At 45.7% G+C, this 15,417-nt stretch carries 3 protein-coding genes; 2 read left to right on the top strand and 1 reads right to left on the bottom strand.

The features are described 5' to 3' along the window. Window positions 1–73 precede the first annotated feature (73 nt). A complete protein-coding gene (locus ACOJUN_RS03775; protein ID WP_422135334.1) occupies window positions 74–7,390 on the bottom strand; it encodes an AAA family ATPase in 7,317 nt (2,438 codons plus the stop codon). A gap of 897 nt (window positions 7,391–8,287) precedes the next feature. Here ACOJUN_RS03775 and ACOJUN_RS03770 point away from each other — a divergent pair. Beyond that, the gene (locus ACOJUN_RS03770) at window positions 8,288–10,690 is read left to right on the top strand and encodes a hypothetical protein (RefSeq protein ID WP_422135333.1); all 2,403 of its coding nucleotides are present in this window, start codon (window positions 8,288–8,290) and stop codon (window positions 10,688–10,690) included. Window positions 10,691–11,260: 570 nt separating this feature from the next. Beyond that, the gene (locus ACOJUN_RS03765; protein WP_422135332.1) at window positions 11,261–15,211 is read left to right on the top strand and encodes a hypothetical protein; all 3,951 of its coding nucleotides are present in this window, start codon (window positions 11,261–11,263) and stop codon (window positions 15,209–15,211) included. The last annotated feature ends 206 nt before the right edge of the window (window positions 15,212–15,417 follow it).

The following is a 15,417-nucleotide window of genomic DNA, read 5'->3' as shown; positions in this document are numbered from 1 at the left end:
CCATTTGGAGAATTATTCGTTGCCATTGAGGGAAGTCACGAACCTCGAAAAAATCACCATGACCAAACCATGATCAGGTATCCAGTGACTCGTAAATCGAATTCAAATTCACGCTGCTCAAAAACTCTCTGGCAATGGTTGTCAGCTCATCGGATTTGAGCACCAGCGCATGACTGGCGTAACATGCCTCCTGCAAGTAGTCAGCCTGAAGAGATTTCTGAAACTGGCAAGAGCTTTCAATGACAGTCATCATGGCATGGAGCTCTTCCGGTGAGGATGGGTCATGAGCGCCGTAGTTGTTTTCCTCCGAGTATCCATATACTCGGGCATTACCCCAGCAATAGGTTAAGCAACCGCCTTTCGAGTGTGTTATTCCATAAAGATAATGACTGAAGGCTTGCCGAAGAGCTTCCCTGCATTTGTTTTTTAAATTTCTCACTTTTATGTTCCACTCAGGCGCCCCGACGATAATCACCGGAAGGTGGTTAGCCTTGCCCGGGATGAACTTTGGGAATGCAGGATGATGCACCAGCATTCGTTCTATATTCGGAATGCCCTCAGGTTCGTCTGTCCAGGCTTTCTGCATAGATAAGCTGAGAATGTTCTTTTCCAGAGATGGCGAGAAACCATCATGGCCATGAGTGACAAAAAAACTATTAGCATTGACTGCCTGGAAGCTTCTATAAGGCATCCGCCATATCTGGCTATTGTTTCCTCTGGACAAAAATTGCTTATACCACTTTTTCAGGCAGTGGCTGGCTTTAACCTTGAGTTCATCAACACTGTTCAGAAGCGCCAACAGCTGATGGTGTTCATGGGCCTCTATGATATGGCCTGCATAGGCTGGCAGTGGGTCCAGCCAACCCAGTGACAGGGCTTCCCGGGCAAAGTGAATCACCGAAGGTTTGGCCAGGTTACTGTTTTGCAGAATATGCACTATTGAACTCAACCACTCGAGAGGGTTTGCGCCACCCTGAACAACCGCTCTTGAGTGCAATAACTTGAGTTGTTCAGTGACCTGACCTCCATCACTGTCAGACAGGATTTGTCGGACAGCCTCCGACATCGGTTTATATTTCTGTCCACTGTCGTCATAGACATCACCCACCATTTGCATCTCACCAGCGCCCAATGCTTTTGTCTCCAGTGATTCCAATATTGAGACACCCATGAAAAATCCTGTTAAATCTTTTCTTCCCCAAAGGTTCTTTACCATCTCGAGAGTGCTTAGATGGATTTCTGGCAATTCACAGTCTGTCTTGAGGGTTTGATTCAGTTCCTCAAGATTCATACCAAAGGCTTCAGCCAGAGTTTGCTGTTGTGCTAAATCAGCACCCTCCAGGAGCCCCTGCAAGATATCCCTGGTCTTTCTTAACTCAGTGCCAGAACCACCGACCCTTTTTGTCAGCTGAAAACCAGAGGAGACTTCTTTTGCCTCGAAGGGTGCCCCGCCCAAATCCACTGACTTCCAGGTTTGGCCTCCATCCATGGAGCACTCTGCAAAGGCGTGGATACGGTTAGTGATTTGCCGACATGGAATCCCGAAGTAACGACAAAAAGCGATAAAAACAGGCACACGATGACGACAGCTACCCTGCCGCTCTGTTACCAGGAATTGAAAGAAGTTTTCATTCTCTTCTGGTATTGCAGTACCGGAAAACTCCAGACAATAGTCTCTGATCGCCTCAATGCGTTGCGTTGTTTTTGTAGCGTTTTTTATTCTCTGCAAAGGTACCTGTACTTTGGATGGTTGTTGATTAATATGCGTTAACACTTCCTTCAGTACTTGTTCCATACCTTCTGAACAGCGGGCGTCAAAACGTCCTGATGCTTCTGACCGTGCTTCTGCAGCAGATGTTTTTTCGCCCGGTTCCCGGTGTTCTACGATATAAGCAAATTGAATGTTCTGACTGGCTTCGGCCTCTGCAACAGACAGCGTATGAAGCCCGGTATATCGGTCCCTGACCAGGGTAAATCGTAATTCGGGCTCTGTGCGCAGGGCCACGATATAGTCGTCAGGCGTCAGGCTGGGTAAGGCATATCGACTATTGTTTGATGACATCTCAAAGGTTGCCAGCGTTTGGTTTCTGGCTAATGTCACTGGCTGGTCACGCCCTGGTAAACGCGCCGGTAAAAGGACTTCGGCCCCCTGCAATTGTTGATCATTAATACTGATCTTTTTGACATCGCCCTCAGCAGACACGCAAATATCTTCTGCCCACCATCGATAAATCCCGGGGAAATGGTTCGGCCTGTCAAAAATAATTTGATATTCACGTTGTGGCTCCCCCTCGTTCTCGTAGTTCGTTATCTGGTCCAATGCCGGAGCCTTTTTCTCGTGGGCTTCCGGTATGTACTTTTCAGGTGCCTTATCACTGCCAGTAAAAACGGATGTCTGGTTGATAAAATCGCCTACCAGATGGTTCAGCAGATCACTGATCTGATGCCAGAACGCCGGCCACCATTGGACTTTATCGGCTTTCCACGCCTTTATCCGTTGATCAACCGCCTGAAGATAGGGCTGGTTAGTCAACATTTTCAACGTTTGTTGCTGTTCTTCCGTCAGGGGAAATACGCTGTTAGCGTCCACGCCCGTCCGGCCAAAATCACCAGCAAACCAGCGTTGCTGCCAGTGCCGGTAAAGTGCCCCGGTGAGAATATCGTCCGACTCGTCCGGCTTCAGGGAAAGACCGGATGCCTGCCACCTGGCCTGAGCCACCTCCCTGATGATCTCCGTTTTTGCTTGCTCTTCAGTTGGACAAGCCTTAAAACGAATTTCATGGTGTTTTTCATCAATAGCGCTGCGATCACTGCGTCTTATTAACCACGGCCGATCAATGCCCGATACCGTTTCATTGAACCAATGGCAAAGTCCGGAATCAAATTCACTTTTCCCCATGGCAATAGCCGAAGACTCGGGCAGTTCCTCCAGCGCCAGGTTGACGGCCATCAGATAAAGCCGGTAGTGCTGATTAAGACATTGATGAACGGCTTTTTCGGTAAAATCGCCTCCTCTGAAGACAGCCCTGGCAACATTCTGTAAATCAAGGCTGGTGGGCTGCAAGGGCAGGTTTTTCTGTTGCAGGTGAGCCCTTAAAAGACAATGTTTTTCTGTTAGCTTGTTGGCGACGAATGTCCCTTCTGAGGACTTTGGCAACACTTTTTCGGCAATGGTCTGCAATTCGGTCGGGTTATACTGTCGGATCGGCAAATGTCGAAAACGTCCTTTCAGCGCTGGTGATAAGGGTTTTCGCCCGCTGTACTCAGGTGGGTTGATGGTGGCAAACAGGTGGAAACCCGGATAGGCGTCACCAGCCAGAATATCGTTTAACTCGCCTTCCAGATGCTGGCTATCGATCAGATTCATTTCCGAAATCACCACGATGGCGCCCTGGATTCTTGCCGTCTGGATCTTTTCACACAGTTTCTCCCAGGAACAATCACAGGCATTCAGGAGCAAGACTTCCGGCATGGATTCTTGCTGTTGTTTAGCCTGCCGTTTGACGCTTTCAATCACTAGGTTGAGAGTGACATCCTTGCCCCGACCCGCCGGGCCTTGAATCAGGGTCGCCTGACGGCCGTCGTGTTTTCTGTCGTGATGATAAGCTTGCTGACAGCGGCTTAAATCCTGCCAAAGCCGTTGCACCAGATCAATGACTGCCGATCCGCAGGTATCAAACTCAGGTCGGATTTCTTTGGTCAGTGTTCTGAAGCCCTGCAGCATATCTGGCAGGGTGTGGTTATGAACCCTGTCGCGTAGGGTATGGTCCGGGTGGTAGCGGGCAGCAAACCAGATTTCCAGTGCCGAGAGGGCATCCTGCTGAGTCTCGTTGATTTCGGGACCCAACACATCCCGAAAACTTTGTTGGATCAAACTGTTCACTTGCTCGCAGCTGGCACTGTCGTCTTCGGATAACGCACGATCCAGATACCAACCCACCCAGCTGCAGATGTCGGTTAAATCCCTGGGGGTAAAATCATGGTCTGGCAACAGCTCCTGATAATATTGCCAGAGTGCCATCACACTCTTGGTGGCACTGTGGGCAATGTCGTTTATTTGATGCCGTTGCAACTGATTGAGCAAAGCTGGTTCCACTACTCTGTCTCGAAGGAAAGCCTGATCCAGGCGTGGGTAATAAGCTCTGGGCAGTTTCTCTTTCAGGGCCGGGTCCATTTGGCGCCCGGTGTAATGATCCGGGTTGCCGGTGAGAATCACCCGGTGTTTTTCGCTGACCCTGACAGGATGACCATTCACATAGATGCAGGGTTGCGGTTCCCATAAGCCGTTCAATGATGCCAGTAATCCGGTTTTGGTGAGGTTAGCCTCATCCAGAACCAGGGTGATGTATTCTCCGTCTTTTTTGTCAGGTTCGGTATTGGCCCATTCCATCAACGCCCGGTTTTGCTGCACCATAGAGCGGTCGCCGTCGGCGTGTTGTTGCCACTGCCAGCGTTTCATCAGGGTCTGTTCGCTATCAGAAGGTCCAAGGGAAATGACTGAAGCTTGTCCCGAAGCCCTGGCCATTTTGGCAGAAAAGTAACTTTTCCCGGTGCCGGTTTCTCCCTGCAGGAATATAACGGGAGAATCCTTAAGCCGGTCGTGGAGTCGGGACAATCGACGGCTTTCACGATCCCGCTGACTCATCTCGCCGTGATAAAGATCCAGGGCCAGTGCTGACCAGAACGTATCAGCGGAACCTCGCCATTTCAGTGATTCAGCCAGCCGATGTTCAATGCGTTCAATGCCTTCTGCCTCAGAATTCGCTGTTCTGGCTATATGAAAACAATCGCTGGCTAGCGCGTGAATGACATCGGATCGCGTCTGCACTAATGGCAAAAGTAACTGCCAGCCAGAAGCCAGTGCATCTTGCAAACGTCTAATTTGTCTTGATGGCCTGATGGCCAACGGTGGATGTTGTTTCGCTGTCTCCGGATCGACTTTCAACTGATACGCCATGGCCTGACGATGCTCCTCAGGCCCGTGGGCCACGATCAGGGCGCAGAGTTTGTCGAGAGCTTCTTTTTTACCCCACCTTGGAAGTGGATTTTCATAGGATAGTAGTAACCCTTTAGATTTAGTGCCCTTGAAAATTGTCGGGTCAGTGGCTCTGGCCAGTGGCCACAGGTTCTGCTCCAAAAACGCTCTATCTAACTGCGGGGCACTGTTGATGATGGCCGTTATCTGATCCGGGTCTACCGAGGGAGGGTGATCCTTATTCGGCTTCTTATCCGGTAACAAATACCAGCAAGCCACTTTCATAAAGTCCCTGACGAGCGGATTCTGCCGGGTGCCATGGGTGATGACGCTATTAACGGCCCTGCGCCAGTGGCGGGGTAAAAGCGTTGAGGACTGATCAACCTGTTGTGCCCGACGGGCAGCCAGTATCAGGTTATTCAACAACTCTTCGGTTATTTCAGGCAAAGGATTACAAAGGCCGGCAGGGACGGTTTTAAACGCTTGGTAAAGTTTATTAAGCGCTTGTTTAGGCAGCTCAGCCCGGGGGATTTCATGCCTGTCGGCATTGATAGCCCAGAGATCAACCTCAGGACAGGGTTTACCCTTGGCGACCAGCGAATGCAAGACCGGAGACGTACTTTTCGCAGACTCAGGCCAGAGTAAGGTGACATCAGCCTGTGGGTAGGCTTGCAATTGACCGTTCACCAACAGAGGTTGCCCAATAACCAGTGGCTCCAGAAGCTGCTGAAGCCTTGGATTACTCTCGAGTCCCCGGAATACAGCCGGTTTGCCAGCGGTCAATGCCTCCTGCAATTTACTCTGACATCGTCCAAAATGCGCCTGTTGTTCCGAGGTGATATGGGTATTATCAAATAGCTGGCTGAAGCCGGTCTGTTCGCTGACCTGAATGACCAAAGGGGATCTCTGCTGATTATTTAGCCAATGACTTGTTTGGGCATGTCGCCGATAAGTGACGGCATTGAAGGTAGCGTGATCTGTGATTGGATGTTCATCGCTTTCTGCCAATCCAAGTGCTTTTGGCTGCCGTCTTGAATCAGCCACCTGAAGTCGGGGCTCCAGATCTGTCGTCTCGCAAATCGTCTGCAGTGAACCCAGCAAACGAAACCAGAGTGCCTCAGTGAGGGGGGACGTTACGGTGACTACACCACCTGCCCGAATTTGTTCCAACAGACAGGTATTTGGGACTGAATAGCCTCCAGGGGTAATGGCAATCGGGCTAAGCCACTCCCTGATATTATTCTGGTTAATGATGATCGGGTTTCCTGGTGTTTGCTCTTTATCATCTTCTTTATTGTTCGAATGAGACAGACTTTGGAACAGTGAATGAAGCTCTTCATTCCCTAACGGCATCCGATAAAACTGAACATCGTCGGGTAATGGACAGATCTTCCCGTTGCTCTCAAAGCACTGTTGCTGGAGCATCTGTCGAACCGTCTGCTCGAAGGCCAGATCCTGCCAGTCGGCCCCTTTCAGAATCACCCGTTGTCCGGCCTTCAATAACTCAAGCTTGCCGGGGATGTGTCGGATTCGCCCTTGTTGGTCCACTCCAGGGCCACCCAGCAGCAACTGCCGGCAGTTGCTGTGCAAGTGGCAGTTAATAAGAAGGGTATTTTCGTCATCCGTAGCACCTTCAGCAGCCGGGAGTTCAGCCAATACCTGAACCTCGTTGATATCCATCAATGAGGCATTGCCGGTCTTTTCGTTGAGCTGCCAGGTATTGCCCGGTCGATTAATTCGCCGCCAGAAATCAGCGCCCGGTGCGTCGGCCGCCGGAGCGCCGACCGCCGGTGCCTCTTCATGCTGGCCAACCGATGCCAACTGTGCGCGATCTGCCAGAACCAGCAGAGCAACATGCTTGCCCAGAGGACGTTTTTTCTGGCTGACTTTGTCGTATAGACAGGGATTATCCGGGTCCAGCAGATCGTTCAATTTGGGCAGTTCTACGCCGGTAAGCTTTCGGATATCGATCACCAGGGTCAATGGCTGCGAGCCTTCAAAAAGCTTGCCTGAATGCAGAGTGTGGCGACCATCACCGGACAGGCTCAACCGGCTCACCAGATTAGCCTGTAAGAGGTCATCAGGATGGGAAATAAGAGAGACATCCCGGCCTTCATCACAGGTCTGGGTGATTAAAAGCTGTCGAACCTCATCATCATTGGCGACAAAACGAAAATCGAAGGAATAAGGGGACTTTAGCAGCGAGGAGTCCGTTAAGGATACAGTTCTTGCTTTGTCAGGCAATATCTCCGAAGATGGCGATATCTTCAGTTTGGATTCTATTTCGGAGCAGATTCCTACACCCTTTTCCTTCGACGACAAATCCCGCGTTGCTCTCTTGGCTGTTACACGACTATCAGGCTCTTGACTCTCAAGAACCGGTTTGGGTAGTTTCCCATCAATCCGGGCATCCATAGTCCATCTCTCTCCTGACATCTGAAAGATTGTATTTAAAATGTTTTAAGTACTCAGGCATACGGAATCGAATATTTCTGGCTTATTGGGCAGGTGCTCTGCAAGGCGCAACGACGGGATAGGAGGCTGACCGAGAATAGTCTGCCCTACGCGGCAACTGCTCCTGCGTTGCTCTAGCTCCTGCATCCATGCAGTCGTGTGGCGGCAGCAAATTGGTCTGAAAATCCGCTTTTGTTCGTCAAATAGCTCGCTATTCTCCTCACAAAACCGAATTTTCATCCTCAATTTTCTGCCCTCCTCGCTACGGGCGCTATTCTCGGTCAGCCTCCTAGCAAGCTATGTGACCAGAGTTGCAACACAGCACGACTGCATGGATGCAGGAGCTAGAGCAACGCAGGAGCAGTTGCCGCGAGTGCCTGAACAATGAGTCAGAAAATATGATTTCGTATGGTTGAGTACTTATGATATGACCTTCGAAGTGGACGAAAGTTTCATTCGGAAATTTAGTCTTGGCTATTGAAGATGCCGGAGCGGTGACTCAAAACGTGAATGTCACCGGTTTCCGGATTCTTTGTGAGAAGTGGGAAAACGGTCTTGTAAGCTTTGTTCTTGGTTAAATAATATTTCTTCAGTGCAGTTGATTAATAAATAAATCGCAACTACTTTAGAGTGCATATTGATTGAATGTTTGTACAATTGAACGTAAAAAAGAACAGTAGTACTTACAGTGGATATCTTTTTAGTACTGGGATATTGAAGGATTAATGACTCTTAGAACGTTAAATTTCGGGTATTGAAAATGCACTTTTAGCAGCATGGCATCAGGAAAAACTGAACAAAAATTATTCGAATTTTATAGTATGGAAAATGGATTAACACTCAATTTTATAACTGGCTATGAAATCATTAGTATTTTTCTCATCCTTATTCTTGGTTGCTTTGCACTTTCAAGCTTTTGGTTCTACTTCTCTTCATTATCAGGCAGCTCTTATTCCGGGTTTTACTGGAAAATTATTTTCTCCAATACTTCCTCTTGAAAGAGATAGCGCTGAAAAAACGCTATTGAATGCTTTTAAGAAAAAAGTTATAGCGAATCTTAAAGACTGGAAAGACCCCTTTCTTGAAAGCAAGACAAATAAAGTGACAAAAGAGTACCAGGAACTTGATCGCAAAAAAAGTACAGGTCTTTCTAAAAAAGAAAAGGATAACTTTTACCAGTTGGTCTATGACAAAAATGAGGCTGGCAATAGTGCTCATGTCTTGAGTGCTTTTTTATCTTTATTAATTGATACTGCTAACAATGTTTCTTTGAGAGGTAATACAGATGATATACACGGAATTGTCAGCCTCGGTAATTCAAATGAAAACGGAGCAGCGGGTGGCAAAGGTGATCGGTTGCCTGAAAAAAACGGAAGATCGGCCAAGGATCAAAGCCAAGAAGCATCAATGCAATTTAAACCAGGCAAGCGCAAGAGGAAAAAGGAAAAAGAACTTGATTTTGAGGTGCTGGACTTATCACCTCGAGATGCAGCCAAGCACTTCCTGAATACCGTTAATCAACTTGCGAGGGAACATAATATATCCATCAAAAGAATAATCGGGAATAATAAGTGTAAGGGTTCTGGTTATATATATTTCAGCGATGGTAGTTACATTACTAGCAGTGCGAATGTTGAAGAGATATTTGTAGATTTTATATTATTTACGGAAGGGTTGTTAAGAGATCAGAAGTTTGTTTATAGTGATGATGCCGATAAATATCGTTCCGGTCAAAAGATTACTAATAACCAAGTTGAACTAATAGATTCAACTTTTTCAGAAATGTTTGCTCGGAAAGATAAACAGTTGTCAGATAGAAATCATTCATATCGTCGCTATTATCTTCGTGAATTACTATCCGATTACCTTTATGAGAATTACAGAGGCTTTGGTGATGTTGATGGCTATCAGGCAGTTGGGCATGCGATATTTCCATTCTTTGAAAAGATGCTTTTTGGGGAAGGCTATTTTTCAGAATTTGCTGGTTTTATGAGTTTTACTGATCAATATAAGGTAGAAATTATTACAGAGTTAAATAAGAGTTTCAGCTTTATAGATTGCAAGAATGAAATTATCGCTGTCCTTAGAGGTAATGACAAACTCAGAATGGCTTTTAATGAAGAGGTCATGGCGGGGGAGTTTAATAGACGCTGGTTAGATATTCTTGATGATATGTTTCAAGAAAAACCAGACTCAGTCGGACAGGCTCTTCTACCTGATAATCCCATTAATCTCAAATTTGGTGAAGAGTTGGAATATGATTTGGTTTCTAAAGAAGAAGATCAATGGGGCGGGCCAAGTTACTATTATCTTACGAAAGTAGATAAATATATGAAAAAATTAGGAGCCAATAAGGAAACTGCTTATGATCCTAAGAGGTACACTTTTGATGGTCATTTCTATGTAGCCCCTTTTGTAGATTTTAAAAAATGGCTTGAGGTGAATTGTACGCCTTACCATGATGGTGACGCTGGTGCGGAAAAATGCTTTAAAAAAGTATTTAAAGTCGTTGACTTAATGATTAAAGATGGCTTTATAGATCATGCCTCCGGTCACAAGCATGTAGATGCACTCTCTGCTACCCATGGCAACCCCGGCGTTCTACTGGAATTACAGAGGGAGATTGAGAGCAATCCTTATCTAACCAGAGCATTCGGTAATAATGACCGAATTGTTAAAAAAGATGAGGGTCAATGGTACAAATTGTTTTCTGACTATGCTGCTTTGAGAAGCCTGGCAATTGAACGGATGAATTGGATGATTGCTACGTACAATGAGAAGTTGGCTGGTGTAAATTATGGAGAGGGGAGTGCTTATTGGCTAACGGATTCAGAGAAATTGGAAAAGCTTAAACAGTTCTCAAAATTATACAGTCATTTTGTGCAATTGGCGCCTTTGCAAAAAATGTTTGGTGCAGTTGGTAATGTGTTTTTAGATAAATATATGGCTGTATCTTTGTTGCACATTCCAGGAACTGAGATAATTGATCCTTATGGCACAATAGAGTTTCGCTTTTTCCGTTGTCCAGAAAGTATGCAGGAATTAAAATTGATTAATCAGTTTTTAAAAGCCTTGTTCGAATATATCCATGAGCGTCGAATGCGAAATGAGCCGATTGAGTCTGTACCTGACGACATTAAAGCCAGCAAAGATTACACTCCTGAAGAAGTTCTTCATCATACTGTTGAATACTTGCAAAAACTGGGACTGAACCCCGCTGACTATCAAAGCTTTCTGAATAAAGTATCCAAGGATATGTGATCATAAAATGGCGGGTTTGATAGCCCAGCGCAGTTATTATCGGCTCGACCCGTGCGATGGTTTCGATACACACTGGGTGACCGATTAATGACAAGAGAGCCTGTGGTTGTTGATACTCCCTGTTTTTACTTGTTGCTAATCGAAGCTGGTCATCCTCTCGCAGCCCTAACCTCTATGCAAGCTTCCTGATAATGCGAAATGTTAGCTTTTTTTGGAGTACAGCCACCACATTCAAGTAATGATTGGCATTTTATTCTAAGCTCTCCCCTGCGCCAGTTAATGCGATCCGGGAATGTCTGGGCATACCTGGTGTTCAATTATCGTAACCGCAGCAGGACCATTTTAAGTACGACAGCTTCCCAGTATCTAAGTACCAGGCCTGTTGGTCTCGCATATTCTGGCGAGTGGATTTTTTCATCCTTCAAGGCGTAACGACGGGCGCGTAGCCATAGCTATGCAACCAGAGTTGGAACGCAAAAGGATGGAGAAAGCCGCCGTCCAGAATATGCGAAACCAACTGGTTAGGTACTTATATTGGGTATCTTTTAATGGGTCATGGAGTGGAAGTTGTTGAGTATAAAAACCGGTATATCTTTCTTGTGCTTGGCCTGGCTATTTCTGGCCGTGTTCTGTGCGTATTCTACTGATTTGTACGGTGATACCATTCCAGATAGCTCATCTTATTGTACACAGTTTTCTGTTCCCGGTGTCTCTGTAAGTTTTTCGTTTAACCTCGAAGATGTCGGGGCTGCGGCGGTTGTGCAGCTGGCGGTATCGTCTGCAATCGTGTTATCAGCGTTAGTTTGTCAGGGTCATGCCGTGCCCTGTAGTTCGGTTATCTATCCTCTTTTGCAGGTTTACATTATTTCGGCTGGTCTGCTGCACCGTTTTCTTTTGATTGATGCTTTCAGGCAATGGGCTTCGTGGCTTGTATTTTCTGGTTCGCAGTGGAACCCCGTGAGAATACCCGATTCTGCCACTGCTGAGGCTGGCACCTTGAATCCGGTGCTTGGCTACTCGACTCTGGCAGAAGCTGATCCAAACTATCAGCTACGGCACGATAATTTTGCCAGCCTGCACAGCCTTGTGGCCTATGTTACCGAGCTTAATAAGCAGATCACACCCGGTCAGTCGGTCGTGAAAAGTCGTGATGGAAAAGCCCAACTGCAGGTTGTGCAACAGGATACCACTGCAACTGTATTTTCGATCATTCTACCCAACAGTGACAACACGACCAGCACTTATCAGGTGGGGAGTAATCAGGGCATTTTCTGGATAAAAAAATTTAATGACATCAATGTAGAGCGGTATCAACAGGTTGTTTGGAGCGAACCGAAAGAAGGAAGTACTACTGCTTGTTTAACCGCCCAGCTTATTGCTCCAGAGAAAGCAAATGAGTCTGGCTTGCAACTCGCACTAAGGGTGCCATCCTGGCTGACTCACCGGCTTCTGGCGGTCAGCACTGAAAAGACTATAGCTAAGTTCAGCCGGTTGTTTCTGAATTGGTATTGGTCGGCTTATTTAATGTCTGAACCGGTGAAGGCTATGATGTCCCGGCGACATCAAAAACCAGGCTTGCAAGGGCTGTCTCCTGTGGTTCCTGCCTGCTACTCCGACAATCAGCATTGTTTTGGCTGGATGACCACGCAAGGTTTTTCTGCTGGTGTTGTTCCACAGTCACATATGATGGATGCACCTGCAGAGGAAAATAGTTTTTCCAGCAGCGGAGAAAGCTTCACTCTCAACAAACCTGAAGAAAGGGAGCCAGAGGGTTCCGGGGTGGGTGAGGGTGAGGGAGCCGAAGGTGGAAAAGATAAGGACAAAGGTGAAGGCTCCCCATTTTCTGAAAAGCCACGTTTGTCACCCGTCGCGTTACCTGAGAGTCTTCTGTGGCAGGCGACAGAGCAGTTTTTTTTAAACAGTGGATTGAGTGTGGGGCAGTCACCCGAAGTCGATCTTCAGGATGCCTACGACTTAATGCGCAAGATGAGCCATGCAGGCATGCTGCAGGTTTTACCTGTTGAAGGTCAGCCGATGAAAGACTGGGCAATGGTTGTGAGTAAGCGTCTTGCTCGTTATATCAATCACCCCATAAGTCCAGCAGGTGATACAGATCAGCCTGCTTTTTCTGATCACAGTCGTAGTCGTTATGATGAGTATGTTGTACCCATGACGCAAGATATGTTTAATCGTGTCGTTGATAGCCTTGATAAATATGACCAGTTTGCTCAGACTATTATTAATCTGCGCGATGGCCTCAAGGATATTATCGAAGCCTTTTGTGTAGAGAAAGAAACGGGTAGCTGCTTGTATGGAGGAGAGTCTGTAAGAGCGTACATAACCAAATACGGGTTTGGACATCAGCTTAAATTCAAGGATAACGAGCCTGTTACGGATGATATTGATGTGCTGCTTGGGTACGACAAAGTAGACGATTTAAAACAGTGGCTGGACACAAAACTGGTTGGTTTTAAAGTATCAGAACCCCGTAAAAAAATGTTGTTTTCTTTTCCCGGACAGAGGCCTGATCCTGAAGCCTATAACCTGTATGTGTTTGATTTCGAGGTTGATAGCGGGTCAATCAACGCCTTCCTCCCAAGCCTGGATGTCGCTATGGCGATTCCTGGATCAAAGGCGACTTTTCAGTCAGAGGAACTGGTTATTTATGAGAGCATCGTCAGGGGGCTAAACGCTGATGCCTTGGTTCGCAATACCTCTGTTCGTAAGCAGGGCAAGCATTGGGACCGTGCCCTCTATTTGAAATCGGTTTTTTCACAGAATTATTTCTTCAGTATGCTTTTAGACGACATAGATCGGCAGACAGGTGAATTACCATTACAGCCAACTCACAGGAGTACTCATTCCAAGTCAGCCACGATTGAAGTGATGAAGGAGCGCATTGATGAACTGACCTGTGAATTAAATAATAAGGAACAACAATTAAAAATTTTGAAACAAAAAGTTTTGGATGCTTTAAAAGCTAATGAAATCAGTCTTGCCAAAAAGGAAGAGGAGCGAAAGCAATTATTTCATGAATTTCAGCAGAAGCTGGCGAAGGAAGGTAAAGAGATAGCTGACAGGAAGTCTGCTAATAAGAAAATGGGTGAAAAAATATTGTTATTAAATAAACTGAATAAAAGCTATGAGGAAAAAAATGTAAATCTTGATAAAGAAATAAAAAGTCTTGAGCAACAACTAAAAAAAATAAAGCAAGATCTGGTTCAAGCTCAAGATAAAAGAAAGGGGATTGATAGGTATAAAGAAAAAATCAGTCAGCTTGATCTTGAAGTGCTCAATATTAAAAAAAAGTTGGAAGTATCAAATATCAGGTGTGACGAATTGCAGGCAGATAATGAAAGGCTTAAAAAAGAAGTTTCAGAGTATAAAAAAACACATGAAAAATGCCTTGAAGTCGATAATGAAACCTCGAAAAATTTAAAAAATCCAATTAATAATGTTAGCCACCGACTAGACCAGAATAATAAGCTAACCGGCAAAAAAAACAGACGTAAAGCTAAATTAAAAAGCTCAGAACGATATGAGTATGAACCGACTAAAAGGTCATGGCTCAGAGCTTTTTTGGTAGGTATTTCAGTTTTTATAGGCTACAAGCTAAGCGGTTACGTGGCGCGACAATACATGCAGGAGTCCGGTAGTGATGGCATAGAAAATCCTTGCCTTAATTTAGATGATTACACAGGATTAAATAGGTATATACTGCAGACATTGTGCGATCTCGATAAAAATTACAGAGTTGTTGATTATCAGATTTTCTCGTTCATTCGTAAAAAAGCAGCTTTTGAATTTATGAATAAAAAAACTTTCTTCGAGAACCAAAGAGCACAAAAAATACAGAAGGGAAGCAAGGTTATATTAGCTCATGCCAGGTACTACCTGCTATCTCAAATGACAACAAAGCAACTGCTGCAGGTTGTAGGTGGCATCAGAGCTGGCAAGGAATCGGTGGGTGATAAACTTTTATTGAATGAAATTATCCCTGGTGTTGTTGATTATTGTGGCTTGATGCCTGATAAAAAATGGCAGTACGACTGTGGTCGTATGGCAGTGCAAAGAATGCTTTCTAAGCAATTTGAGAATGAGTATTATGTTGTTGTCAATGGAAGAAGAGATATCAAACTTGGAGATTCACACAGGGTTATCAATTTCCTTCCTGTGTGGGACATAACTTCAGAAAAACTGCGCTGGTACGATGTTTGGCCCTATCGTCTTGACAACGAAGGATATGCCATTCTTGGCAATATAGCTGAAAAACAAAATGCTGTATTTTTACTGTCAGAATGCAAAAATAGAAATATTAAAAAAGAGATTAAGTTAAAAGTATTCTCTAATTATAAGTGGCACGACAAAGTTTTTAAATGTGCTGTGAAAACTGAAATAAGTGCGAATCTTGATGCAGTCTTCTGGTGGAATCATTATTATCCGGAGGCGCATCGCAGTACAGCTGGTTGTGATGATGGACATGGGCCGTACTACGGGGCATGGACATATATCGATAAGTAGTTACCCGGAGCTGTCACGCCAGCTTCTGAGCCTGGGCAAAACTGGGCCGACTTTTGCCCTGCTACCACTCAAGCAGTTTTTCGGGCTTCTGTTTTAGCTTTCTCGCCAGATCAGCAGGAACCATCCCGGCACGTTCCCGCAGAAAAAAATAAGACACCCATAAAAATAAAAACACGCAGAAAAAATAAGACACCCATAAAAATAAA

Origin of the sequence: Endozoicomonas sp. ALD040, assembly GCF_049275945.1 — a bacterium.
GTDB lineage: Bacteria > Pseudomonadota > Gammaproteobacteria > Pseudomonadales > Endozoicomonadaceae > Endozoicomonas_A.
This window is presented reverse-complemented; position numbering and strand designations above follow the sequence as displayed.

Coding starts and splice junctions, on each gene's coding strand:
- ACOJUN_RS03775 (WP_422135334.1), bottom strand. CDS start 7,390: ATGGATGCCCGGATTGATGGGAAACTACCCAAACCGGTTCTTGAGAGT.
- ACOJUN_RS03770 (WP_422135333.1), top strand. CDS start 8,288: ATGAAATCATTAGTATTTTTCTCATCCTTATTCTTGGTTGCTTTGCAC.